Source organism: Neobacillus sp. B4I6, from assembly GCF_050434045.1.
Taxonomy (GTDB): domain Bacteria; phylum Bacillota; class Bacilli; order Bacillales; family Cytobacillaceae; genus Neobacillus.
The window spans coordinates 2,644,592-2,668,830 of record NZ_JBNPWB010000002.1 but is presented as its reverse complement, the minus strand read 5'-3'; the positions used below and the strand labels follow the sequence as shown (position 1 = coordinate 2,668,830).

Below are 24,239 nucleotides of genomic sequence, written 5' to 3'. Positions count from 1 at the left end.
TTTCCTAATATCTTATGCCGTTTGACTAAAAATGTAGTGTGTTAATATCATCATAAAAGGAAATATTTTCTCTTTAATTCTATAAAATATAAAAAAACCCTAGAAGATTATTTTATTTTTAAATAATCTTCTAGAGTTCATCACACCTCCATTAGGAATTCCTAGAAAGATAAGTCCGATTTGAGGATATAGAATGTATTGTGTAAGGGCCCCATTTGAAATTCTAATCCCGTAAAGGGGGAAAGATATCCATAATCTGAATAGGGGTCGCTTCTCGAGGTGAATAGTCCTCCAGAACGTGCCGACTTGCAACGAAAAATATATTTTGTTTCGATAGTTTCTTTGGATCGGTAGCAAACAGCTTTACGTAGGGATAAATTCCTGAAATCGTCGCGTATAGTGTATGCAATAATTTATCATTACTTACCTTTCCAATATAATTCATGATTAGAATTCCTTTGTCGGACAGCTTTTCGTTTGTCAGAGTAAAAAATTCTTTAGTTGTTAGGTGAAACGGAATTTCACTGCTACTGTACGCGTCCAAAAAAATGATATCCTGAGATTGTGCCTCCTGAGTTTTTAAGAGCGCTTGTCCATCACCGACTTCCACGTTCTTTCCCGTATACCCAAAGTACTTCTTGGATACCTCGACGACCAGCGGGTCAATCTCCGCCGTTAACAAGTATTTATGCGAATAATAAGAGCTAACGGTGCCAATTCCATGGCCAATAATGTATCCTTTTTTAAAATGAGATGCATAGTGATCAATAAGATCAACTGTGATTCGACTGTATGAAGCGACTAGGCATTGCGGTTGCTCCATATTTATTACTCCTTGAACAGCATCGGAAGAAAATTGAAGTATTCGGAATTTTCCTCGCATTCCTTCGTATTTACTTCGATCCGTAACGTATATATTTTGATACGAGCTTGAAGTCTTATAAATTAACGTGGATCCGTAACGAGAAATATGTCTTTCCAAACCTTCATTTCTATTAAACGGATTCATATATACACCTCCAAAATACCGTTATCGTATAAAAAAGACCTTCTTAGACTTGGCTAAGAAGATCCCTAAATTGACTGCGCATTTTATCCTGCCTAAATTATAAGCAAAGAGCAGTAGCGATGCAGTCTCCAATACAAGCTTGTACGTCTGCACGAGCTCCGAGCAAAACAGCTAACAGTAAAGCTACAATCAAAACGATTGCAATAAGAACTTCAACAACACTTATAGTACAAGGAGTTGCCATGTGTTATCCCCCCTTATTATCTTTTTAAATAAGGAAGATTTTCAATCTCCTTATATTAGACAAGCTATGTTGAAAGAAAGCGATTGGTACTAGTTGTATATATCAATTGATGAAATTATGTTATTGTCCTAATAGATGTTCTTTCCTATAGGGTCCAAAGTACTTCTCGGATACCTCGACGATCAAAAGGCTGTCTAATTTTTTAGGAGAAATGAAATGGGACTATTGGAATATTTTCTTGAGGGAAATGCATAAAAAGTCGAAAAAGAGAAAAATCATATATTTCCCTAAACAGCCATTTTATTAGCCAAAAAAAGCCTAAGATACTAGGGAATTAGGTAATAAATGCCCCATCATTATGGAAATAATTTAAATTATTCCTTGGGAAAGCGCGTGTTCAGACAATTATCGAGTTTTATTGTCGGAAAATTGGAAATTTAATTGGAATAAAGTAGATTATTATTACAACAAGTCTGAATAAAGGAAGTGAGCATTTTGTTAAAAATGATTGATGCCCACATTCATCTCGATCATTATAAAGATGACGAGATTAGTCAGCTGATGGAAACTATTCCACAAATTGAAAATCTGATTTCGGTTTCTTATGATTTAGAATCGTGTAAAAGAAATCATGGGTTTACGGGAAAATATCAAAAGGTGAGAGCCGCATTCGGATACCATCCTGAGCAGCCGCTACCGACAGTTGAACAGCAGAATGAGCTGTTCTCTTGGATGAATGATCATATTGACGTTATGATAGCTATTGGAGAGGTTGGGCTTCCCTATTATTTACGGAAAAAACAAAAGGTTACCACTTGCCAGTACGAACAGTACAGAAAGCTGTTAGAGGCTTTTGTTCAAAAAGCAAGTACATATGGGAAGCCAATTGTCCTCCATGCCGTTCATGAGGATGCTCCCATTGTTTGTGACCTTTTAGAAAAATATTCCGTCAAAAACGCCCATTTTCATTGGTTTAAAGGAGATAATAAAACAATTACAAGAATGAAAGAAAATGGCTATTATATATCGGTTACACCGGATGTTGTCTATGATGAAGAGATACAACAATTAGTACAGAGATATCCGCTTGAACAAATGATGATTGAAACAGATGGTCCATGGCCATTTGAAGGTCCATTTTTAGGAACTATGACACATCCGAATATGATGCTTGAATCCATTAAGGAAATTTCAAAAATAAAAAAATTGTCAGAAGATGAAGTTTCGGAAAGATTATGGAAGAACACAAGATTATTTTATCAATTATAAACGCATTATTATGAGTGGTACTTAGAATGGAGTATGATTATGAAAATTACTGTCCTTTCAGACACGCATTTGACCAAAAGAGCTAGAGGGTTGCCATTTAGATTAATTGAAGAATTAGTCAATTCTGATTTAATAAGCATATCCTTTTCACAATAGAGCCTTCAGAAAATAATACAAAAGGGGAAAACAAACAATGAACAAGCCGGTAATCGTCTATACAACAAAAGACTGTATCGAATGTACGATGGTCAAAAAAGTTCTTAGTGAGGAAGGAATTGCTTTCGAATCCAGGGATGTGTTGGCAAACCCTGAATATCAGGAGGAAGTGGAGAAATTCGGTTTTCTAGGAGTTCCTGTTACTGTCGTTGATAATCGAGCAGTGAAAGGATTTACAAATGAATTAAAGGAACTAATTGAAATAGCAAAAAGTTAAGGTGCAGCTTTCAATTCAGTACAAAAATGGCTTGGAGGAAAATCCCCCAAGCCATTTTTCTGTAAATTATTATGCACTAATCGATTTATCTGTTTTGGTACTTTGAAGTTCATCAGTAGGGTGGAATTCGTTCTCCATCTTGGAAACTACTACAGTTGCCACACCATTTCCGATTAAGTTCGTAATCGCACGTGCTTCAGACATAAAACGATCGACACCTAGTAACAAGGCAATCCCTTCAACCGGTATTACCGGGAAAGCAGATAGAGTAGCAGCTAGTGTAATAAAACCAGAACCCGTTACACCGGCAGCACCTTTAGATGTCAACATAAGAATACCTAATAAAGTGATTTGATGCCAAATCGTAATATCGACATTGTAAGCTTGAGCAATAAAGAGCGCAGCCATTGAAAGATAAATAGCAGTACCATCTAAGTTAAAGGAATACCCGGTTGGAACGACAAGACCAACAACTGATTTGGAACAGCCGTATTTTTCAAGTCTTTCCATCATTCTTGGTAAAGCGGATTCAGAGGATGAAGTACCTAACACCAAGAGAATTTCTTCTTTAATGTAGGCGATGAATTTCAAAATATTAAAACCATATAGCTTCGCGATCCCACCTAGTACAAAGATGATGAAAAGAAACATCGTTGCATAAACGCTGCCCATCAATTTTCCAAGCGAGACTAACGAACCAAGACCAAAATTACCAATCGTATAGGCCATTGCACCAGATGCTGCAATGGGTGAAAATTTCATTACAATATTAACAATCTTAAAAAAGATTTCCGTAAATTGCTCAAACAAGGCAACAACTGGTTTCCCTTTTTGCCCTAAAGAAGCAAGTGCAATCCCAAACAGGACGGCAAAGAATAAAATCGGGAGCAGCTCGCCCTTCGCCATTGCCCCAACAAAATTATCAGGAATAATTCCTAAAATAAATTCAATAAATCCATGACTAGTTTCATTTGCTTGCGCGGTAAATTGTGAAATATCTCCGCCTTTTACGGAATCTGTATTAAACCCAGATCCAGGTTTGATCACATTAACTAAGAGCAAACCAATAGCCAAGGCAAACGTCGTTACAATTTCAAAATACAGGAGCGCTTTCCCGCCGATACGCCCAACCTTCTTCAAATCCCCCATGTTACCGATGCCAATGACTATTGTAAAAAATACAATTGGAGCAATGACCATTTTTATTAACTTGATAAAGATATCCGCCAAAACCTTTAATTCTGTACCGAATTTCGGAAAAAGAAATCCGATGACAATCCCAAGTACGATCCCCAATAATACTTGGACGGTCAAATTTTTGAAATTAATTTTCATTTCCTCATACACCCCTTTGTTTAGTAATTCTGTTAACGCTTTCATCCAGCCTAATCACATAATAAAAGAAAATTCAGATTATAGTAAGATTTTGGTCATATTGGTCTTATTGTTCCTTTTGTTATAGAAAATACCTTAGTTAACTCTCATAAAAATCGAACAAAATTGCTATCTATGAATTTACTATTTCAATAAAATAGGCCATGATAATAATATAAAGTGAAATATAATTTCATTTAATGTAAGGGGGAGCAGGGGATGTTTCCGTTAAAAGTACTATTGATTGAAGATGATCCGATGGTTCGAGAGGTGCACCGCCAATTCATTGATAGGATTGAAGGGTTTTCGATTATTGGAATCGCCTCTAATGGGATGGAAGGGTTAAGATTAGTGAAAGAACTCAGTCCGGATCTGGCGATTATCGATATTTATATGCCTTATATGGGTGGATTGGAAATGCTCAGCGAACTGCGTTCAGAGGCCTATTCTGTGGATGTGATTGCGATAACAGCTGCGAGCGATATAGAAACCATCCACCGTGTACGACAACAAGGGGCTGTTGATTACATCATAAAACCGTTTACCTTTGATCGAATTAAAAAGTCACTTGATAATTATAAAAACTATCGAGTCAAATTAGGAGAAAAGAAAGCTCTTTTACAGGAGGAGCTCGATCAAATTTTATTTATTGATAGCAAAGAAGAAAGTGAAAGAGAGAGTTTACCCAAGGGATTAAATATGAATACGTTAATAAAAATTACCGATTTCATTTCGCAGGAAAAAGAACCTATATCTGCGGAAGAAGTAGCGGAAAGCATCGGAATGGCTCGGGTAACGGCTCGAAGATACCTTGATTACTTAGAAAAAGAAGGAAAAGTCAAGATTCATATCCATTACGGCGGCGTCGGAAGACCAATCAACCGTTACGGTGTTTAAAGAAAATACCTTGAAAAGATTGCCTGTAAGAAAGGGGGAATCATGTTGGGGTGGAAAAAAAGGTTGGGCAAACCAAAACTTCGATTACAATCGACGATAACCCTGCTGGTTTGTATCGTGGTCGTGATGGCATTGTTAGTAACCGAGATTTTAATCACCAACAGAATTTCAGAAGAAACAGAGAATAGCCAAGCTGAAAAAGCAACAGATATTGCGAGAATTGTTGCAAAGTCTCCGATTGTCATGAATGGGCTTAAAAATAAAACAGCAGAGAAGGATATCCAAACATTTGCGAATGATATTAAACAATCAACGCATGTTGAATTTATCGTCGTGATGGACATGTATGGAACAAGAAAATCACATCCCAACCGCAACCTATTAGGTCTGCATTTTGTCGGTGGGGATGAAGGACCTGTCTTAAAAGGGAAAGAGCATATTTCCATTGCCAATGGGACATTGGGATTGTCTTTACGCTCGTTTGTTCCGGTGTATGATCAAGAAAATAAACAAATAGGAGCAGTCGCGGTTGGGATTTCTTTAGAAAAAGTTAATCAGGCGATTGAACAAAGTAGGAAAATTATTTTGATCGGTGTGGGAGTAGGAATTCTAGTTGGGATTCTAGGAGCCCTTATTCTAGCTAGAAAAATCAAAGCGATTCTTTTTGGACTTGAGCCGAGTGAGATGGCAAAATTGCTTGAGGAACGTAGTGCGATGCTTCAATCCACAAAGGAAGGAATTTTGGCAGTTGACCAGGATGCTTTTACCACTCTCGTAAATAATGAGGGGATCCGACTTCTTCAAAAAGCTGGCATTCATGGGCCCTTTTTAGGAAGAAAAGTGGATGACTACATGCCAAATTCAATGCTATCTTCTGTTCTAGGAACGGGGGAATCTCAATTAGACCAAGAACAAGAAATCAATCATATTACCATTTTAACCAATCGGGTTCCGGTTGTTGTCAAAGGAAAGATTGTCGGTGCGATTGCTACCTTCCGAGAAAAAACCGAAATCAAGCAATTAGCTGAACAATTAACCGGTGTAAAGCTATACGCGGAAGCACTGAGAACTCAGTCACATGAATTCATGAATAAACTGCATGTAATATCAGGTTTAATTCATATGAAAGACTATCAAATGGTCTCGTCATACATTACCAAAATTGTCGATCACCAACAAACTGAGGTAGAATTTGTTGTCAGTCGGTTTAAAGATCCTGTTTTAGCAGGTTTTATTTTAGGAAAACTTAGCTTCGCCAGGGAAAATGGATGTGAATTAATCATTGATGGGGAAGGAAGTCTACCTGAACCAGAGCAGCAGGAAATAACCCATGAAGTGGTAACGATTCTCGGAAATTTAATCGATAATGCACTGGATGCTGTTGCGGACCGTCCACATAAAAAAGTTACCTTAAGGTTTGACTTTTACGATGAAGTCCTAGCGTTGGAGGTCCATGATACAGGACAAGGAATCGATGAGGATGTAAGACATCACTTATTTATCAAAGGGTATTCTACCAAGGGTGAAAATCGCGGAATCGGTTTATCATTGGTGCAGAGAAGCTTGGAAAAATTAAATGGACAGATAGAAATTCATTCCCAAAAAGGAAAAGGGACAACATTTATTGTTACTTTCCCATATAAAAGCAAACAATAATAATGTTATGTTAACTGATACTTTTTCCTTTACATTCTAGTACCATAGGAATATTATGTAGTTAGTTAAATAAAGTATTAGATCTACTAGGGGTGCCCTGTAAACAGGCTGAGAGAAAATGGAGAAATTTTCAACCCTTCGGACCTGATCTGGGTAATACCAGCGGAGGAAAGTAGCCAAGTGAATGTTAATTATTTCTTTGACTAACTAACCAGGTCCATTATTGGATCTGGTTTTTTTATTTTAAAATAAGAAACGGGGAAATCGAGATGGAAAAAAATAGTTTGTATGAAACGTTGGAAGAAGTTAGAAAGGATAATCCGCTGGTACATAATATTACCAATGTGGTCGTTACGAATTTTACGGCAAATGGGCTCCTTGCCCTTGGTGCCTCACCGGTTATGGCATATGCAGCTGAGGAAGTAGCAGATATGGCCAAGATTGCAAGTTCATTAGTATTGAACATTGGAACATTAAACCCACAGACAGTAGAATCGATGATCATTGCCGGAAAAGCGGCCAATGAATCCGGTGTTCCCGTCATTTTTGACCCGGTTGGTGCAGGGGCTACCCGCTATCGAACCGAAACCGCGCAAAGAATTATGAACGAGGTAAAAGTCTCTGTGATTAGAGGTAATGCAGCCGAAATTGCCAATGTGGTTGGTGAAAAGTGGGAAATTAAGGGCGTCGATGCTGGGGATGCAAAAGGAAATATCATTGAACTAGCTATTACTTCAGCACAAAAATTAAATGGTCTTGTCGTCATCACTGGAAAAGAGGATGTCGTTTCGGATGGGAAAACAACCTATGTCGTGTCAAATGGACATCCAATTTTAACGAAGGTGACAGGCACTGGCTGTTTATTAACCTCTGTGATTGGAGCGTTTGCAGGAGTGGAAAAGGACCTGCTTCAAGCTTCAGTGGCTGCTTTAACGTATTATGGAATCGCGGCAGAGAAGGCAGCAGCAAAAACAGTTGAAATGGGACCTGGAAGTTTCCAAATCGAATTCTTAAACCAATTAACTTTAGTTTCTTCCGAAGATATCATTTCACATGCTTCTGTTAAACAATTCAATCGATAACTGGGGGTAATTTAAATGAAAAAAGCATTAACAATCGCTGGTTCTGATAGCGGCGGTGGAGCAGGAATTCAAGCGGATTTAAAGACATTTCAGGAATTAGATGTTTTCGGGATGTCGGCTTTGACTGCAGTAACGGCCCAAAATACATTAGGCGTCCATGCTGTCTATCCAATGACGGCTGAGGCAGTCGTAAAACAGATCGAAGCGATCGGCGAAGATATCGGTACGGATGCGGTGAAAACAGGAATGCTTTTTAATGCTGAAATAATCGAGGCCGTCGCTGCACAGCTTAGAAATTATCAATGGCAAAATATTGTTGTCGATCCTGTCATGATTGCAAAGGGTGGCGCTTCTTTGTTGCAAATGGAAGCCATTTCTGCCATGAAAAAATACTTATTGCCGCTAGCAACGGTAATCACCCCGAATATTCCAGAAGCGGAAGTACTAACGGGCATGTCGATTCTGACAGTGGAAGATAAACTGGAGTCTGCTAAAAGACTACTTGCGTTAGGCGTAAAAAATGTCGTGATTAAGGGCGGCCATGATGAAAATGTGTCTGAATCCACTGATTTATTATTTGATGGAAAGGAATTTTACTACTTTACCAGCAAGAGAATTCAGACAAAGAACACACATGGAACAGGTTGTACTTTTTCCGCAGTAATTACTGCTGAACTAGCAAAAGGGGAAACTCTTTATGAAGCAGTTTGTATAGCAAAGGATTTTATTCAGTCCGCAATTGAAAACCATTTGGAGATCGGGCAGGGACATGGTCCAACTAACCATTGGGCATATCGAAAAAGAAAAATTGCAAAGGAACTGGCTGAATTATGAAAAACTTACGAGCGGCTTTAAGTGTTTATTTTATCATGGGCAGCACCAACTGTTTAAAGGATCCAGTCGAAGTTTTAAAAGAGGCGATTGCCGGAGGGATTACACTTTTTCAATATCGAGAAAAGGGTGACGGCGCATTAACTGGAGCTGACAAATATACACTCGCGAAAGAACTCCAAGCCATTTGCAGAGCACATCATATCCCTTTCATTGTTAATGACGATATCGAGTTGGCTGTTGCAATTGATGCGGATGGTGTACATATCGGACAAGAGGATGAAACGGTATACACAGTTCGAGAGAAGATCGGCGATAGGAGAATCCTTGGGGTTTCCGTCCATTCAACGGAAGAAGCAATGACTGCAATAAGCGGTGGTGCTGACTATTTTGGCATTGGTCCTGTTTTTCCGACAAAAACAAAGTTGGATGCCAAACCATCACAGGGAACAATACTGATCGAAAAATTACGAAAAGATGGCATTGATATTCCGATTGTTGGGATCGGAGGGATCACGGTAGAAAACGCTCAATCGGTAGTGGAAGCTGGGGCAGATGGGGTTTCCGTTATTACGGCCATAAGCCATGCAGAATCACCAATCGAAGCAGCCAGGGCGTTAAGAAATAGTGTCGGTATTAATGAGAGGTATTCAAATGAACAAAACACATAAACTGACGTTAACTGCGATGATGATAGCCATTGGTACCATTTCAAGCAACCTGTTCTATATACCGATTGGATTTACAAAGGTCTTCCCGGTTCAGCACTTTTTGAACGTTTTATCAGCCGTTCTTTTAGGACCTTATTATGCTATAGCTCAAGCCTTTTGTGTATCCCTGTTAAGAAACCTGATGGGAACAGGTTCGATTTTTGCCTTTCCTGGAAGTATGGTTGGAGCTTTACTGGCCTCGCTATTATTTTTGAAAACTAGAAAGATCTATCTTGCTTTTATCGGAGAAGTAATTGGAACGGGTATCATTGGGGCACTGCTTTCTTACCCAATCGCTACTCTTTTTCTCGGTCAAAAGGCAACATTATTTGGGTTTATTCCATTATTTATATTTAGCTCGTTTGCTGGAGCGCTGATTGGATTTATTATTTTAACCGTCTTTTTAAGAAAGAAAGTTTTGATTGTTAGTGAAAATGATACCACTATCAGGAACTAATCATAGATAGTAAGGGAGTATACAAATGAAAGAGGACTTGCTTGAAAAAATCTCACAAGAAGTTGAAGCGAGAGAAGCGGAATTAATCGAATTGTTGACCACGCTTATCGCATTTCCAACCGTTAGTCCTCCTGCACGGAATACAAATGATGTCCAGGAATTTATAAAAGGGTATTTAGAAAACATGGGATTTTACACGGATAAGTGGGATGTCTATCCCGGAGATCCGAATGTGGTTGGCAATTTACCTGGAGAATCTTCTGATCAATATCATAGTTTGATTGTAAATGGTCATGTGGACGTGGCGGAGGTAGGTGATCATTCAGAGTGGGACCAATCTCCTTTTTCTGCCTATTGCAAAGATTCTTATATCTATGGACGTGGTGTGGCCGATATGAAGGGCGGGATTGCGGCATCACTAATCGCAATTAAACTTTTAAAAGATCTGGGTATCCCACTCAAAGGTGATCTTCAATTTCAATCTGTTATCGGTGAAGAAGTTGGAGAGGCTGGGACGCTGGCGTGCACTGAGAAGGGTTATACCGCTGACTATGCAGTAGTGGTTGATACAAGTGATTTACATATTCAAGGACAAGGCGGAGTCATAACTGGATGGATTACCATTCAAAGTAAAGAAACTTTTCATGATGGAATCCGCCGGAAGATGATTCATGCAGGTGGCGGCGTAAAAGGGGCCAGTGCAATTGAGAAAATGATGAAAATAATTTCTGGGCTCCAAGACCTAGAACGCCATTGGGCCATTACGAAGAGTTATGAAGGCTTTCCACCCGGCACAAATACGATAAATCCGGCAGTGATTGAAGGTGGCAGGCATGCAGCATTTGTGGCCGATCGCTGTGCTCTATGGGTTACGGTTCATTTTTACCCGAATGAAGACTATGAAGAGGTTATTAAAGAAATAGAACAACATATTGGTGCAGTTGCAGCGGCAGATCCGTGGCTTCGCGAGAATCCGCCACAGTTTGTTTGGGGCGGAAAATCAATGATTGTTGATCGTGGTGAAATTTTTCCATCGTTAGAAATTGATTCTGATCATCCTGGAACGAAGGTTTTAGCTAATTCCTATGAAAAATTGTTAACAGACAAGCCGACGGTGGGCATGTCAACCACCGTTACAGATGCAGGCTGGCTGGGTCGAGCTGGTATTCCAACGGTCATCTTTGGACCTGGTAAATTGGAAGATGCCCATTCAGTCAATGAGAAAGTTGAAATTCAGCAATTATTAGATTTTACAAAAGTATTAGCCGTATTTATCGCGGAATGGTGTAACACGAGGAAGGAAGAGTATGGAAATGAAACTCACCGAAAGACTTTATCAATCAGTAAATGATGTATGGCAGAAAACCCATCAACATCCATTTGTAGTCGGAATAGGTACAGGGGATCTGCCTGTTGAATCCTTTATCCGCTATATGAAACAGGACTATGTGTTTTTAATTGACTACTCTAAGCTGTTTGCTATAGGGGCTGTTAAGGCAAAGGATATTGAAACCATGGCCGCATTTGCGAAGCTTTTGCATGAGACATTGCACGGGGAAATGGATCTGCACCGACAGTATGCTGAGAGGTTTGGAATTACCCATCAACAGCTGGAGGAAACAAAACCAACGCCGGTTAACTTAGCTTATACTCGGTATATGCTAAATGTCGCTCAAACAGGTTCGCTCGAGGAATTAATTGCTGCTCTCTTGCCGTGTATGTGGAGCTACTGGGAGATTAGCAAGATGCTAGCAGATGCTTATCCAAATGCTAGTGAACACCATCTTTATGGAGAATGGGTGAAAATGTACTCTTCTAATGAATTTGGTTCATTAGCAACTTGGTTGATCGATTTGTTAGATAGATTGACAGAGGGTAAACCGGAGCGGGAATTAGCCAACTTAGAAGAACACTTCCTGACTACATCAAAATTTGAATATATGTTCTGGGATATGGTCTATCAGGGAGGCGAGTGGCCTGTCTAGCTCAGCCATGTTATCTATCAAAGACCTATCCTACTCTTTTCAAAGTGAAGAAAACTCCAATCCTATTTTCGATCAAATTTCACTAGACGTTAAACCAGGTGAGTTTGTCTCAGTAATAGGCGCAAGTGGATCTGGAAAGAGCACTCTTTTTAAATTGATTTCTGGTTTACTTGAACCTGATCAAGGAGATATTATGGTCAATGGTCAAAAGACTGGAAAGAGATTAGGGAGTATCGGTTACATGCCGCAAAAGGATCTGCTTTTACCATGGAGAACCGTTTTAGAAAACGTGTTACTACCTTTAGAAGTAACAAAGGAACCTAAGCAAGCGAGAATACCTGAAATACGAGAGTGGTTATCGCGGTTTGGTTTGGCAGAATATGAAAAGGCTTATCCGAATGAACTTTCGGGAGGAATGAAGCAGCGCGTGGCCTTTTTAAGAACCCTTATGACAGGGAAAGATCTTTTATTATTGGATGAGCCCTTTGGCGCACTTGATTCCCTGACAAAACGGAACATGCATAGCTGGTTATTAGGACTGTGGGGGGAATTACAAAAGACGGTATTGTTCATTACCCATGATCTTGAAGAAGCGGTTTTGTTGAGTGATAGAATCTATTTGCTCCAAGACACCGGAATCAAAAAAATAAAGGTCAACCTGGCGAGACCAAGAAGTTCACAGCTAATCTATCAATCAGAGTTTATTACGATGAGAAAAGAACTGGAGTGGCTGATTCACAATGAAAGCTAGTTTGAAAAAATGGACGGAACAGTACGGTTTGTTTTTGATCGTGGTGATCCTCCTTGTCAGCATATGGGAATGGATCGTCAGGCAAGGCATGATTCCTTCCTTTATTTTGCCAGCGCCTTCGGCTATTTGGGGGTCATTACAAGAAAATCGACAGCTTTTGTTTGAAGTGCATTTGCCGGCTACCCTAAAGGAAGTTCTGATCGGTTTTGTGCTCTCCGTAATCGGTGGATTATCGCTGGGAGTTGCTATGCATTTTTCTCGTTCCATTGAAAAGGTATTATATCCATTTCTTGTTATCTCACAAACGGTGCCGCTAATTGCAATTTCACCGATTTTTATTATGTGGTTTGGCTATTCGATTTGGAGCAAAATTGCCGTGACTATTTTAACCGCCTTCTTTCCCATCGTCGTAAGTACCTATGATGGGTTGAAATCTGGTGGAAGTGAATACCGGGAATTGCTGTTAACGATGGGCGCCAATCGCTGGACAATTTTTAAAAAAATCCAGATTCCCATGGCGTTGCCAGCCATTTTTTCAGGATTGAAGTTGTCAGTTGTTTATTGTGTTGTCGGAGCGACGGTTGGTGAATGGCTGGGTGCTAGTGAAGGCCTAGGGTACTTCAGTCGACGAATGTCTGGTAACTTACAGGCAGACTCCGTGTTTGCTGCAATATTTTTATTATCGCTTTTAGGAATTGTGTTGTTTTTATTCATTGGTTTATTGGAAAAACAGGTATTGAAAAATAAAATTCGCAGCTAGAGAGGAAGAAATCTAAATGAAGAAAAGTTTTTTGATCATGGTAAGTCTATTGTTACTGCTATTAAGTGCTTGTGGTAAAAACAATGAAAAGGAATCAGATAAAACCACGGGGGCTGCCGATAAACTACAAAAAGTTAGCTTAATGTTAGATTGGTATCCAAATGCGGTGCACTCCTTTCTTTTTGTCGCTGAAGAAAAGGGCTATTTTAAAGAACAAGGCTTAGATGTTGATATCCAAATGCCAGCAGATACCAATGATCCGCTTAAACTGGTTGCGGCCAACCAAATTGACATGGCGCTTAGCTATCAACCACAGGTACTTGTGGCACGCAGTGAAGGTATTCCTGTTCAATCCATTGGAGCAATTGTCCGTCATCCATTAAATCAATTAATGGTGCCAGCAGATGGTTCGATAAAATCACCCAAAGATTTAGCTGGGAAAACGATTGGCTATCCATCGATTCCATTAGATGAAGCGATCGTTCAAACGATGGTGAAAGCTGATGGCGGAGACGCCGGAAAGATAAAAATGGTCGATGTGGGCTGGGATCTCATTCCTGCGATGGCAACGAAAAAAACTGATGCGCTGATCGGCGGCTATATTAACCATGAGAAGTTATTGCTGGAAAAAGAAGGTCACCCGATGAGAGCATTAAATCCGGCGGACTATGGCGTTCCAGATTATTATGAATTAGTTATGGTCGCTAGTGAAAAGGGATTAAAAGAAAAACCAGAAGTGTATAAAAAGTTTATGGCTGCGATTACAGATGGTCAAAAATACGTTCAGAAACATCCAGAAGATGGTCTCTCGATCTTAATGAACCATGAAGATAAAACATCACCCCTTGAGAAGGATGTCGAAACAAAAAGCCTAGAAATCCTTCTCCCACTAATGGACGCCAAAGAAAAACCATTCGGCTACCAAGACCCAGAAACCTGGAAAACCGCCGCCCAATGGCTAAATGACAAAAAAGTCATAAAAGACACAGTCAAAGCCGAGGATGCATTTATTAACTTTTAAAATATTTTGGTGTCAGGCACCACAAAAAGACAAAACGAATAAAATGTCCGCCTTGGGTGGACATTTTTTTGTTGGTCTTTTTATTGGGTTGTTGCTGTATACCTCAATGAAGTTTGCTAATATATAGGTAAAATCTATTATTGAGGTAGCTACATGAAAATCTTTGTAACAATGAAAAGTCTGGCTAAGAGGAAGGATTATCTTACGAGTAAGGAGATTCATTTACAGAGTTCTCCGCCGACACTTAGAGTGTTGTTGACAGAATTAGTGTCAATCCAAGTCCAGGTGTTTAATGCAACAACCCAAGCAGAAACCAACTTGGTAAGTTTTCTTACAAACGAGAAAATCGAACAGCAAGTCCATGCCGGAAAAGTAGGGTTTGGGACTAAATATAGCGACCAAAAAGCCAATCTGCAAACGGCAGCCAGGGTGGCTATCCAAGCCTTTGAAGATGGGTTATACCGAGTATTTATTAATGAAAAAGAGTCTCTCGATTTAGATAAGCCATTGGATTTACAAGAGGATGATCAACTTACTTTTATAAAGCTGACAATGTTAGCAGGACGTATGTGGTAATGGGGGGAAACGGTATGAGAGCAAAAAATAAGGATCAATATTATGAGAGTTTAGAAGCGAAGGCAAACAAAGAATTTTCTGGAACAGAGCAGAATTTGGCGCTGCTGCTAATAAAATTAATGGACGCGACCTACATCGTACGCGACACAAATCTTCAAGAAATTAGAAACATCCTATTCACACAAAAAAGCCCCCGTGACCCCCTCATTTTCCAACCGCTAGTGGAAATTGTGCACACCTTAATCGGAGCAGAATACGTGGCTCTTTTTCAATATATCGTCGACCATAAATGTGAATATCCATACAGTGAAGGGTATTCGCGCCGACCGTTTCGGACGAGAAACCTCGAGTATCACTACCATGGAATGATCGAGAGCTTCCTTTATATATTTGACTTGGATTTTGAAGAGTTTTCGATTATTGATTATCTATCTAGCCGTGAGGGTTCGCCGATATACAATCCTCTGATCAGTGATATGATTGCCTATGAAATTGACCAAAATAATGAGCGGGTATTTCAAGCCCTATCCAATATAATTTTCGGAGAAAATAACACGGCACTACTTACATATGAAATGATCAAGGGTATTTTTAAAAGCCATAGCCAGCAAGGATATAATATGCTCGGTGATTTGTTACTTGCTGCCAGACTGCAAGAGGGCTTGCGCCAAAGCATTGTCGAAAATATGGATGAAGGTACATTAGAAGCTACTATATACATGCTTAAAGTCATCCTTGACAATGAACTTATTCGTTACAGTTCCGTCGTGAGAGCGCTTGACGTTTGGACAGGCTTGGACCTGCAATCCTCGGATAAAAGAGTGACTAAACGATCGATTCAATATGCGGCAGATTCTCTATCCAATCGAGTGCTGCGTGAAGAGGGAGTTAGAAGCGAGAATCTGAATACGCTTTACATTAGTCTTTGGGCAACAGCTGTAAATGAAGAAGACGATATAAAAGAACCAATCCAATTCCTGATGGAAAACGGCGAAACCTATCAAAAGGTGATGGCCCAATTCTTTTTAACACAAAGCTAAAATTCGGGTATGAGATTTGAGTTAGCACACCCGTTTTTAAGTGAAAAGAACGTAGAGCTACAATATTATCTTCTCAAAAACTATGTGTATGACTACGATATCCATTGGTCATACGATTCTGAAAAAAGTGAAAGCACCCTGAAATTCAACCAGGTACCATTTTTAGAAAACAAGAAGGAACGATCTCGACAGTTTGAGTTGTTTAAAAACATGTTCTTACAAATGCCCAAAAGAGAACTCGAAATCGAATCAAAAACGAATCAAGGACTTACGCTTATTTTCTCAAGAGACGAAATTGCGAGAAAATTGATGTTCTTGACCGCCTACGACTTGGATAAGGATTGGCTAAGACAATTAATTGAATCGAAGGACAAGCTAAGTGCTGAATTAAGAGAAGATCTGCTATCATTTTTTATCAAGGATGACTCGGATAAAACACAACGCGATTTCCTTTTTGCAAGCCTTGCTGATAAAAGTGTGAACAATCGAGAAATCGCACTCACGAGCATCAAATCAATGGAACTTTTGCCTGAAGAAATTTTAAAGATTGAAGCGATGTTAAAATTAAAAACTGGAGCCCTCCGACAAGGAGCCATTCAGATTTTACTAGGACTCCCAAAGGTTCAACTAGAAACCGCGCTTGACCGTTTATTATCAAGTAAAGCAGAGTTGCAACGAGTGGGTGCGCTTGAAATCTTATCAGAAATTAATGATCAGGAGGAACGTGAAAGACTTATAAAAGCGTTTAATAATACAATCCTTAAAATGAAAGCTGGCTCAAAAGAACAAATATTATTTGATAAATTGTTTCAAACCGAGAAATACAACCTGGAAAATGGGTTTGGATTATATGACCCGAATCATCGAGTAAACCTTGAACTCGAGCATCCTAAACAAGAGTTAAAAAACCTTTTAAAGCAAACCATAGATTCTAGCAAGCAATTTCTTCAAGGTTTAGCCGCATTAATTCATGAACATCGTCGGGTGGAATATGAGGTCGAGTGGTATGATGGCTCAAAGGATACGCTCCATATTGGCGAGGAATTAAGGTGCACTTATCGAGAGGATGAAAAACAGCAAATCGACCAACTTCCAATAGCTGAAGTTTGGAAGGAGTATTTTAATACCCATGTGCTACCAGCATCAGAGCTCATTCAGACTGCCTTCTATCTTCACTCGGACAGGATCTTTAGCTATTACAGTAATAGGCTGGATGTTTGGGAGGTTATGGATAATCCAAAGGTAGAGGGCTGGAGGAAAACATTTTTAGAAGAAATTTATCCAATCGAAAACATCGAAGAAATGAATCGCTTTCTTGATGATTTGAATTATCGTTCCCAAGTAGAAACGCTTTTCGATGCTTATTTTACCATTCAAGATTCAAAAGAGCTTTTCGACAACATCAGTGCTGTGTTAAATTTTCTGGTACATTCGATCCCTGAAGATAAGCTCAAAACCGAATATAAGCTGCTTGATTTTCTTATCGATCCATGGCTAGAATGGGCTGAACACTTTGCCGATATTACTAGTGAATCCTTTGATGTGTATTTCAAGCTTCATTATCAGTTATATACGATGGCTAATTTTGAAAGTTTTCTTCCGTCGATGGAAGATTTAGCAAAAGCTTATGCACGTAAAATGATCGATGAACAAGTCATTTTTCATGAGCTTTTGGGTCGAGAGGATACAAGTAGAGACTATGTATCAGAATTAACCAATCCCAAGGATCATTTTTTAAAAAATTATCCTGATATGATTCCTATTAAAGATCAGCTGGTTCAAAGAATATTAGAAATTGAACTAAAAAGAGGGGATCTCCAAACAGATATAACTACCGTAGCAATGGGAATTGAACGCCATGAAGGCATAGAATCCTTTGTTCAAATCTTATTAGGCCTTGATAAAGAATCGTTCGTGCGCGGCTATATTTATGGTAATGGCAGCGATCTCACTAAAAAAGAAGTGTTCTCCCATTTATTAAAAACAAGTTATCCAAAAGAGGGAGACAGCGACGTACAACTGAAGCGAATTTTAAAGGGGAAGACATTGTCGGAAAAAAGATTATTAGAGGCAGCGATGTATGCCCCGCAATGGCTAGACATTGTTTCAAAGCACTTAAATTGGAATGGTTTGAGGAGTGCCGCCTGGTATTTCCATGCCCATATCAATGAGACATTTTCTGAGGAAAAAGAAACCATTGTCGCGCATTATTCGCCCATCTCACCACAGGAATTTCAAGATGGTGCTTTTGACATCAGGTGGTTTAAAGAGTCTTACGAACAGTTGGGTGAGGAACCTTTCAAATTCTCTATCAATGTGCTAAATACATTTCGGCAGGTGCGAATCATCGCAGATCACAGCTGTTTGCGGATGCGGTCTTGGGGAAATTAGCACTTGAAAATACTAAAAACCTAGTTCAGGAAAAAAGAACAAAGGATCAAGTATTATGTTACAGTTTGATTCCTGTGAAAAATGAACAAGATGTTCTCGAACGGTATGTATTCTTACAAAGATTTTTAAAGGAAAGTAAGAGGTTTGGGGCACAGCGTCGTACCAGTGAATCGAAAACAGTCACAATTTCCCGTGATAACCTTGCCAGAAATGCAGGCTATAAGGATGTAACAAGGCTAAAGTGGGCGATGGAAGCGAAAAAAATGGAAGAAATTGCGCCATTTCTTAAACCAAAAGTGATGGATGATCTGACTGTACAGCTCGTGATTGATGCCAATGGGCGAGGAGATATCAAAGCAGTAAAAGGAGATAAAGCACTAAAAAAACTCCCAGCCAAGTACAATAAACACGAATATATAGTTGTCTTAAAAGGGATCAAATCCGATTTAAGGGAGCAATACAAACGAGCAAAAGAAGAGTTAGAACGCTCGATGGAGCTTGGAAACAGTTTTCTTTTAAGTGAAGTTTATACTATGATGAAAAATCCGGTGTTAACGCCACTCATGACATCATTGGTACTAAAAGTGGGGAACTATTTAGGCTTTTTTGAAGACGGTTGTCTAAATGGTGTTGGGGCGGTTGATAAGTATTCCATTCAGGCCACTGATGAAATTTTCATCGCTCACCCAGTCCATCTCTTTGAGAGTGGGCAATGGAGTGAATTCCAACGGGATTTATTCGCTCGGAAGGTGAAACAGCCGTTTAAGCAGGTGTTTCGAGAACTATATTTACCAAATCAGGATGAACTTGCAGCGGGAACGGGAACACAAAGATACGCGGGTCACCAAATACAGCCGCAAAAAACAGTTGCCTTATTAAAAAATCGCTTGTGGACGACGAGCTATGAAGCGGGACTTCAAAAAGTCTACTACAAGGAAAATATTATCGTGCAACTAAATGCTTTAGCCGATTGGTTCTCTCCATCGGATGTTGAGTGTCCGACCTTGGAAACAATCGAATTTTTCGACCGTCTTACCTATCAACCTCTAGAAATTAAAAATATTCCGAAGGTGATCTTCTCGGAAACGATGCGAGACATTGATTTGGTTGTCAGTATCGCCCATGTCGGCGGGGTGGACCCAGAGGCGAGCTTAACGACGATTGAAATGAGAAAAGTAATAGTGACGGAATCGGTTCGATTAATGAGACTGGAAAATGTAATAATCGAGGGCAATTTTGCCTTGATTAACGGAAGTCTTGGGGATTATAGTGTTCACCTGGGAAGTGCCAATGTGTATAAACAGGCTACAGGTGCCATTTATATCGTTCCCGTCCATTCACAGCAGCGTGGTCGAATCTTCCTGCCATTCATGGACGAGGACCCAAAAACAGCCGAAATTGTTTCAAAAGTCCTTTTGCTCGCGGAAGATAAGAAAATCAAAGATCCGTTTATTTTGGAACAAATAAAAAACTAGCAAAATTTCGTTCATACAAAAGACCGCTATTTCGATGGTAGCGGTCTTTACATTTTATAAAAATGTACGATAAACGGGTCTCGTGATAAGATTCATGAAATATGCAGAGATCCGCGGATTTGGCTTTCTTTTTTTATTTAGGAAGGTAATGATGGTGTCTGCCTTTTTGATCCCTACTCCATGACCATAGAATTGGTCATCGGACATAAAAATTACATTTTCAGCGCGCCAATGTGACTCCTTCGGGTTGACATCCGGATTATTGAAATGCAAGATGTCACCAGGTATGAAATCATACCCATATTTTTGAGTTAGCTTTAGATCGTTATCAAATTGCCAATCCATTAAGAGAAGCCGGTTAAAAAGTAGATCAAACCTTGTGCTTCCAATCGAATAAAGGGTAGCAAGATATAAGACAATCGCGATTCCTGTTGAACAATCAAAGGCATAAAGGGATCCATTTTTTAAAACATCAAGAATGGCGACACTGGGTTTTACATTTGGCTTCAAGAGAAAGCCGCCATTGCTTAGACGATCCCAATACCTTTTATTGCAAAAGGCATACGTAAAGGTTGTAAACTGTACCTTACTTTTATTAAGCTCTCGGGCAGCTTGCAGCGTCTTTGTTCGGAACAGCAGCTCAAATTGGAATTGACTTAAAGTTTGATACTGATAAATTTCCTTGTATTTCTCCATTTTAGTAACGATGTCTTTCTGTTCTTTCGTTGTAAGGGTATGACTAAGATCATCCACGTGAATCGTTTGCTGATTTATTTTAATCATTTTCCCACCTGCTTCCCTAATCCACTCCTTCTAAAAAAATATGAAACTTTTAAACTAATAGTTCCAATTATCTGCTAGTTTTTTATTTTTCATAAATCTAACGTACATTAAGAAGAAGACGATTGCGCTGATGAATCTTAGGATGGATATGATGTTCATTGCTTTTTGTATGCCGGTTACTTCGATAAGCCAAATGCCGAGTTGCGGTGCGATGAAGGCAACAAAGGATAATAGGACATTATAGGTTGTGATGCAAACCACTCCTTGACGATAGCCCTGTCAATCCGTTCTGGATATCCTTAACAAACCCTGTAATAACAATACTTAACCTTCCTCAATGGTAGCATTATTTTCCAACTATGTACAACTATTTATACAATGGAATGTGATGAATTAGGGCTGTTTTTAGATAACATTACAAATTCCAATTTCCTAATTTATGGTAGGAAAAAATAAAGTAGTCCAAGTTCAATTTTTGAAAAAATCTCAAGGAGAACCGCCAATTTTAAAATAGAAATATTAATGATATTGATACCCACCACCAATTTCTTCCATATTTTAACCATCCCCCACCTTTACCAATTACTCCCATAAATTACAATAAAAGTCATTAAATCCATATTTATACCAATGGAAATGATTAACAATTAAATGGTAATCCTCTGGGAAAATTAATTCCATTATATGGCATATATGTTGTTTGCAGGACGTATACCGTTACAGATAATATGGTAAAGACTAACATTATTTGTAAGATAATGGATAATAGAAAGGACATCAATTAATGAATATTATGCACGCAGGAGTGTGTATATCTATGCATCTTAATGTATATGTATGCTATAAACGGTGATAAACCTTGATATATCAATGTATATGACTGCATATACCATACTGCATTATCTAATGTAATGTCCTGTGATATGGTGGGACTACCGTCAAAGTTAACAGACATGGCTTGTTCTAACTAAGTGGAGATTGGTAATTAACTGGTAATCTTAAAAAATGGTAATTAATTGGTAATCCTAACAAATGGTAATTAACTGGCAATGGTGGAATAAATTAGTAGGTTGACAATATGGATTTTTTCTGAAAGTAATTTATTGCAATAAATTCCACAAATGGAAACAAATATACATTGACATATTTCTGGCGAAACGACAGCTAATTCTACCCTCATTGGGACATAAAACGACCCACTAACCTTGCTGTAAAAGGATTCCTCATAATTGGTTACCCGTATCTATCCTATCGCTAACACTGGTAAATATATCGTTATAGACGTGTATTAGGCTAACTGTTATCTCCATAGGGTTAAGGGCTACCTATAGGTTTTTTAGAAGCTGTGATACGGCTATAGGAAGGTTTCTGACGGTGTAGAGATGAGGGTAAGGATGCGGCTACCAGAATTGGGGCGTACAGCTTTCTTCTTCAATCCTCATCTTTCTTATTAAGACCTTTTTCACCGTTATATACTCCTAACTCATTAGTATTAACTGATGGGTTATTTCTACTTCTTTTCTATTATAAGACCTTCTATCTTCGTTACTCCGTAACTTCGATAATTACTTAATTAATAGATAAGTAATAGTCCTGAAAGGACAAGGTCTTAAGTTCTTTTAAGAATAGTTATCTTTAAGGAAGAGGGTAGACCTAAAGATTAAGAGTAAGCATCTCCTTAAATGGTTCTTCACGAATTTCCAACCTCTTCACAATTATCTATCGCCTTTTCTAAAAATAATTTCCAAAACTTTTCAAAAAACTTTTAATTATTTCAAAAGCTGCCTTACAGAATTATCTATCCACCTTTCCTAAAATTAATTTCCAGATAGCTGCCTTTACCCAAGGGTGGCTTTTTTTATTATTTAAATACGAATGTTTGTTCTACATGGGTACTGAAATTGGGTTTGTCTCGTTATTAAAAATATAAGGCTTTTTAAATAACAGGGGTACGGAAGTTTCGGTCATCTTGTTATCAAGAATATAAGGCAAAAAAGCTTTAACAGGGGGGTATGGGTACAGAATCTGGGTTTGACTTTACTTTTCTTATATAAGGACTTTTTATAGCTGTGAAGAGTAATTCCGCTTTAGCGGTGGCGAAGCCAGTTGGTTTTCTTCCTATCAATCATCTATATAACGGTGATAGTTAGGGACGTTCAGTAAGCTTATCAGCCCTTCTCTATTAGGGGCAAGCCTTAAGCCCAGTGATACCAAGGGTTACAGCGTTTTACAGGGTCTCTCAAAATGTCCCATTTGACCGTTTTTTGTCCCAAAATGTCCCATTAGAAAATTGAAGGAGGAACAGAAATGTCATTTGATTACAAAAGATATCATGACGAACGTAAACAGTTAAGTAAATTAGTGGATACCTACGGTCAGCACTTAGGGGAAAAGATTTTTATAGACTGCTTGGTACTAAGCGAACAGCAAGCAATTATCAAACACACACTGGGAGAAAATGCTATGAATCTACTAGATTACAAATTACAGGAAATGGTTACAGGTAACATCGATAAGATGTTAAAGGTAATGGGACTAACGAAGAACACAGTCAAATTATACAAAGTGATGTACCAACTAATGGAACAATCATTGGAAAATGAATTGGCAGACGAGTTAGGAAACGTTTATTTTATCGAATTTGTAAATGGATTAGGTGAACTATTGGAAGTAGACCGTAAAGCCATCCAACGTGCCACTAAGCAGTTAGAGGAAAAGAGTTTGCTATATAAGGATGGCAAGAAGTATTACTTGGACATGGAAGTTGTTAAAAGCGATGAACCGTCAGATTGGTTCACACCGTATCTACCATTTTAAAAAAGGGGGAAAATGAAATGAACGTAGCAACCAATAACGAAATGGCAATGGAAACAGCAATTAAGGATTTACTTAACGGTCTGTACTGGAACAATGAAACTATGACGTTTGAAACTGAGGTTGGCGGTAGGTACACAGACCTGTATGAATCTATGAATAACTTATCCAAGAAACAGCGTGAAGTTATCTACTGGTACTACTTTAGGGGCTATGGCTTTAAGAACTTGGAAGGTAAGATGGAAAACCCGTGTAACGATAAGCACGGCATGGCTTTCCAGTATATCGGTGAGATGATGGGCAAGACAGGGGAATCCGCTAGAAAGTCTACAGAACAGTTACACAACAGGGCTATCGAAAAATTATTCGAGTTACTGAAAACTAGCAAACTAGCAAAAGGTAGGGAAAAACGTTCCGTGCCCTCTGTTAAATAAGTATAGACGGAAAATGTTCCGTGCCGATTTATTTATTAGTATAAGCAGTAGGGAAAGAAAACGTTCCGACCACATCGTTAACTTAATATAGACCTAAGCAAGTCTATAAACTGCCATTTCTGATTTTCTCCTTTGTTCTTCTTAGATACTATCTCCTAGTCCTCCAATCTGGAAGGTAGTATCACTAGAAGTCGAAAGGTACTTCTTAGGTAGCGTATAACTGCCTTAGGTTGAACGAAAGGGAGTT

22 protein-coding genes, 1 pseudogene and 1 riboswitch are annotated in these 24,239 nt (G+C 38.9%); of the genes and pseudogenes, 19 read left to right on the top strand and 4 right to left on the bottom strand.

The genetic code is table 11. The annotated features are described in order from the left end of the window. Positions 1–223: 223 nt before the first annotated feature. Both QF028_RS15255 and QF028_RS15250 read right to left on the bottom strand, forming a co-directional pair. A complete protein-coding gene (locus tag QF028_RS15255; protein ID WP_429466629.1) occupies positions 224–1,009 on the bottom strand; it encodes a spermidine synthase in 786 nt (261 codons plus the stop codon). A gap of 97 nt (positions 1,010–1,106) precedes the next feature. Then, complete coding sequence (locus QF028_RS15250; RefSeq protein ID WP_429466627.1) at positions 1,107–1,253, bottom strand: hypothetical protein; 147 nt, start codon at positions 1,251–1,253, stop codon at positions 1,107–1,109. Positions 1,254–1,757: 504 nt separating this feature from the next. On the opposite strand from QF028_RS15250, the gene QF028_RS15245 reads away from it, so the two are divergent. After that, positions 1,758–2,522: a TatD family hydrolase gene (locus QF028_RS15245; RefSeq protein WP_429472367.1), complete on the top strand. Its 765-nt coding sequence runs from the start codon at positions 1,758–1,760 to the stop codon at positions 2,520–2,522. 193 nt (positions 2,523–2,715) lie between these two features. Further along, entirely contained in the window at positions 2,716–2,955 is a 240-nt protein-coding gene (locus QF028_RS15240; RefSeq protein ID WP_215010047.1) for a glutaredoxin family protein, read from the top strand. 69 nt (positions 2,956–3,024) lie between these two features. On the opposite strand, the gene QF028_RS15235 is transcribed toward QF028_RS15240, so the two are convergent. Beyond that, entirely contained in the window at positions 3,025–4,290 is a 1,266-nt protein-coding gene (locus tag QF028_RS15235) for a dicarboxylate/amino acid:cation symporter (RefSeq protein WP_429466624.1), read from the bottom strand. A 258-nt stretch (positions 4,291–4,548) separates the two neighbouring features. On the opposite strand from QF028_RS15235, the gene QF028_RS15230 reads away from it, so the two are divergent. From QF028_RS15230 to QF028_RS15160, 15 genes and pseudogenes are all read left to right on the top strand, one after another. Then, positions 4,549–5,226, top strand: coding sequence for a response regulator (locus tag QF028_RS15230; RefSeq protein ID WP_429466622.1), 678 nt, complete (start codon positions 4,549–4,551; stop codon positions 5,224–5,226). 42 nt (positions 5,227–5,268) lie between these two features. After that, positions 5,269–6,882 (top strand): DcuS/MalK family sensor histidine kinase, encoded by a 1,614-nt coding sequence (gene dcuS, locus QF028_RS15225; protein WP_429466620.1) that lies wholly within the window; start codon positions 5,269–5,271, stop codon positions 6,880–6,882. Positions 6,883–6,960: 78 nt separating this feature from the next. Continuing rightward, positions 6,961–7,070: riboswitch (TPP riboswitch) on the top strand. Between the two features lie 81 nt (positions 7,071–7,151). Continuing rightward, a complete protein-coding gene (thiM, locus tag QF028_RS15220; RefSeq protein ID WP_429466618.1) occupies positions 7,152–7,964 on the top strand; it encodes a hydroxyethylthiazole kinase in 813 nt (270 codons plus the stop codon). Positions 7,965–7,979: 15 nt separating this feature from the next. Continuing rightward, positions 7,980–8,798 carry a bifunctional hydroxymethylpyrimidine kinase/phosphomethylpyrimidine kinase gene (thiD, locus tag QF028_RS15215; RefSeq protein ID WP_429466616.1) on the top strand — a complete coding sequence of 273 codons (819 nt, stop codon included), beginning with the start codon at positions 7,980–7,982 and terminating at the stop codon, positions 8,796–8,798. Beyond that, positions 8,795–9,466 carry a thiamine phosphate synthase gene (gene thiE, locus QF028_RS15210; protein WP_429466614.1) on the top strand — a complete coding sequence of 224 codons (672 nt, stop codon included), beginning with the start codon at positions 8,795–8,797 and terminating at the stop codon, positions 9,464–9,466. Before thiD ends, thiE begins: the two co-directional genes overlap by 4 nt. After that, positions 9,450–9,962 (top strand): energy coupling factor transporter S component ThiW, encoded by a 513-nt coding sequence (gene thiW, locus QF028_RS15205; protein ID WP_429466612.1) that lies wholly within the window; start codon positions 9,450–9,452, stop codon positions 9,960–9,962. Before thiE ends, thiW begins: the two co-directional genes overlap by 17 nt. 25 nt (positions 9,963–9,987) lie before the next feature. Next, positions 9,988–11,313: an acetylornithine deacetylase gene (locus tag QF028_RS15200; protein WP_429466610.1), complete on the top strand. Its 1,326-nt coding sequence runs from the start codon at positions 9,988–9,990 to the stop codon at positions 11,311–11,313. After that, complete coding sequence (gene tenA / locus QF028_RS15195) at positions 11,276–11,947, top strand: thiaminase II (RefSeq protein WP_429472365.1); 672 nt, start codon at positions 11,276–11,278, stop codon at positions 11,945–11,947. Before QF028_RS15200 ends, tenA begins: the two co-directional genes overlap by 38 nt. Positions 11,948–11,954: 7 nt before the next feature. Continuing rightward, entirely contained in the window at positions 11,955–12,698 is a 744-nt protein-coding gene (locus tag QF028_RS15190; protein ID WP_429466608.1) for an ABC transporter ATP-binding protein, read from the top strand. Next, the gene (locus QF028_RS15185) at positions 12,688–13,458 is read left to right on the top strand and encodes an ABC transporter permease (RefSeq protein WP_429466606.1); all 771 of its coding nucleotides are present in this window, start codon (positions 12,688–12,690) and stop codon (positions 13,456–13,458) included. Before QF028_RS15190 ends, QF028_RS15185 begins: the two co-directional genes overlap by 11 nt. Before the next feature lie 16 nt (positions 13,459–13,474). Beyond that, on the top strand, positions 13,475–14,479 hold the full coding sequence (locus QF028_RS15180) for an ABC transporter substrate-binding protein (RefSeq protein WP_429466604.1): 1,005 nt from the start codon (positions 13,475–13,477) through the stop codon (positions 14,477–14,479). Between the two features lie 153 nt (positions 14,480–14,632). Continuing rightward, positions 14,633–15,055 carry a hypothetical protein gene (locus tag QF028_RS15175; RefSeq protein WP_429466602.1) on the top strand — a complete coding sequence of 141 codons (423 nt, stop codon included), beginning with the start codon at positions 14,633–14,635 and terminating at the stop codon, positions 15,053–15,055. 14 nt (positions 15,056–15,069) lie between these two features. Further along, entirely contained in the window at positions 15,070–16,095 is a 1,026-nt protein-coding gene (locus QF028_RS15170) for a hypothetical protein (RefSeq protein WP_429466601.1), read from the top strand. 9 nt (positions 16,096–16,104) lie between these two features. Then, a pseudogene (locus tag QF028_RS15165) lies at positions 16,105–18,677 on the top strand (DUF5724 domain-containing protein); the annotation flags it as partial. Positions 18,678–18,734: 57 nt separating this feature from the next. Continuing rightward, entirely contained in the window at positions 18,735–19,961 is a 1,227-nt protein-coding gene (locus QF028_RS15160; protein ID WP_429472363.1) for a DUF4132 domain-containing protein, read from the top strand. Between the two features lie 54 nt (positions 19,962–20,015). Here the strand turns inward: QF028_RS15160 and QF028_RS15155 are convergent, their stop codons facing one another. Continuing rightward, the gene (locus QF028_RS15155; RefSeq protein ID WP_429466599.1) at positions 20,016–20,744 is read right to left on the bottom strand and encodes a protein-glutamine gamma-glutamyltransferase; all 729 of its coding nucleotides are present in this window, start codon (positions 20,742–20,744) and stop codon (positions 20,016–20,018) included. Positions 20,745–23,051: 2,307 nt separating this feature from the next. On the opposite strand from QF028_RS15155, the gene QF028_RS15150 reads away from it, so the two are divergent. Together QF028_RS15150 and QF028_RS15145 are read left to right on the top strand one after the other, a co-directional pair. Next, positions 23,052–23,561: a hypothetical protein gene (locus tag QF028_RS15150; RefSeq protein ID WP_429466597.1), complete on the top strand. Its 510-nt coding sequence runs from the start codon at positions 23,052–23,054 to the stop codon at positions 23,559–23,561. Between the two features lie 17 nt (positions 23,562–23,578). Then, positions 23,579–23,992 carry a hypothetical protein gene (locus tag QF028_RS15145; protein ID WP_429466595.1) on the top strand — a complete coding sequence of 138 codons (414 nt, stop codon included), beginning with the start codon at positions 23,579–23,581 and terminating at the stop codon, positions 23,990–23,992. Positions 23,993–24,239: the final 247 nt, after the last annotated feature.

Bases quoted from the DNA above. Each gene is read 5' to 3' on its own strand.
- QF028_RS15255 (WP_429466629.1), bottom strand. From the start codon at position 1,009: ATGAATCCGTTTAATAGAAATGAAGGTTTGGAAAGACATATTTCTCGT.
- QF028_RS15250 (WP_429466627.1), bottom strand. From the start codon at position 1,253: ATGGCAACTCCTTGTACTATAAGTGTTGTTGAAGTTCTTATTGCAATC.
- QF028_RS15245 (WP_429472367.1), top strand. From the start codon at position 1,758: ATGATTGATGCCCACATTCATCTCGATCATTATAAAGATGACGAGATT.
- QF028_RS15240 (WP_215010047.1), top strand. From the start codon at position 2,716: ATGAACAAGCCGGTAATCGTCTATACAACAAAAGACTGTATCGAATGT.
- QF028_RS15235 (WP_429466624.1), bottom strand. From the start codon at position 4,290: ATGAAAATTAATTTCAAAAATTTGACCGTCCAAGTATTATTGGGGATC.
- QF028_RS15230 (WP_429466622.1), top strand. From the start codon at position 4,549: ATGTTTCCGTTAAAAGTACTATTGATTGAAGATGATCCGATGGTTCGA.
- dcuS (WP_429466620.1), top strand. From the start codon at position 5,269: ATGTTGGGGTGGAAAAAAAGGTTGGGCAAACCAAAACTTCGATTACAA.
- thiM (WP_429466618.1), top strand. From the start codon at position 7,152: ATGGAAAAAAATAGTTTGTATGAAACGTTGGAAGAAGTTAGAAAGGAT.
- thiD (WP_429466616.1), top strand. From the start codon at position 7,980: ATGAAAAAAGCATTAACAATCGCTGGTTCTGATAGCGGCGGTGGAGCA.
- thiE (WP_429466614.1), top strand. From the start codon at position 8,795: ATGAAAAACTTACGAGCGGCTTTAAGTGTTTATTTTATCATGGGCAGC.
- thiW (WP_429466612.1), top strand. From the start codon at position 9,450: ATGAACAAAACACATAAACTGACGTTAACTGCGATGATGATAGCCATT.
- QF028_RS15200 (WP_429466610.1), top strand. From the start codon at position 9,988: ATGAAAGAGGACTTGCTTGAAAAAATCTCACAAGAAGTTGAAGCGAGA.
- tenA (WP_429472365.1), top strand. From the start codon at position 11,276: ATGAAACTCACCGAAAGACTTTATCAATCAGTAAATGATGTATGGCAG.
- QF028_RS15190 (WP_429466608.1), top strand. From the start codon at position 11,955: ATGTTATCTATCAAAGACCTATCCTACTCTTTTCAAAGTGAAGAAAAC.
- QF028_RS15185 (WP_429466606.1), top strand. From the start codon at position 12,688: ATGAAAGCTAGTTTGAAAAAATGGACGGAACAGTACGGTTTGTTTTTG.
- QF028_RS15180 (WP_429466604.1), top strand. From the start codon at position 13,475: ATGAAGAAAAGTTTTTTGATCATGGTAAGTCTATTGTTACTGCTATTA.
- QF028_RS15175 (WP_429466602.1), top strand. From the start codon at position 14,633: ATGAAAATCTTTGTAACAATGAAAAGTCTGGCTAAGAGGAAGGATTAT.
- QF028_RS15170 (WP_429466601.1), top strand. From the start codon at position 15,070: ATGAGAGCAAAAAATAAGGATCAATATTATGAGAGTTTAGAAGCGAAG.
- QF028_RS15160 (WP_429472363.1), top strand. From the start codon at position 18,735: ATGGAAGCGAAAAAAATGGAAGAAATTGCGCCATTTCTTAAACCAAAA.
- QF028_RS15155 (WP_429466599.1), bottom strand. From the start codon at position 20,744: ATGATTAAAATAAATCAGCAAACGATTCACGTGGATGATCTTAGTCAT.
- QF028_RS15150 (WP_429466597.1), top strand. From the start codon at position 23,052: ATGTCATTTGATTACAAAAGATATCATGACGAACGTAAACAGTTAAGT.
- QF028_RS15145 (WP_429466595.1), top strand. From the start codon at position 23,579: ATGAACGTAGCAACCAATAACGAAATGGCAATGGAAACAGCAATTAAG.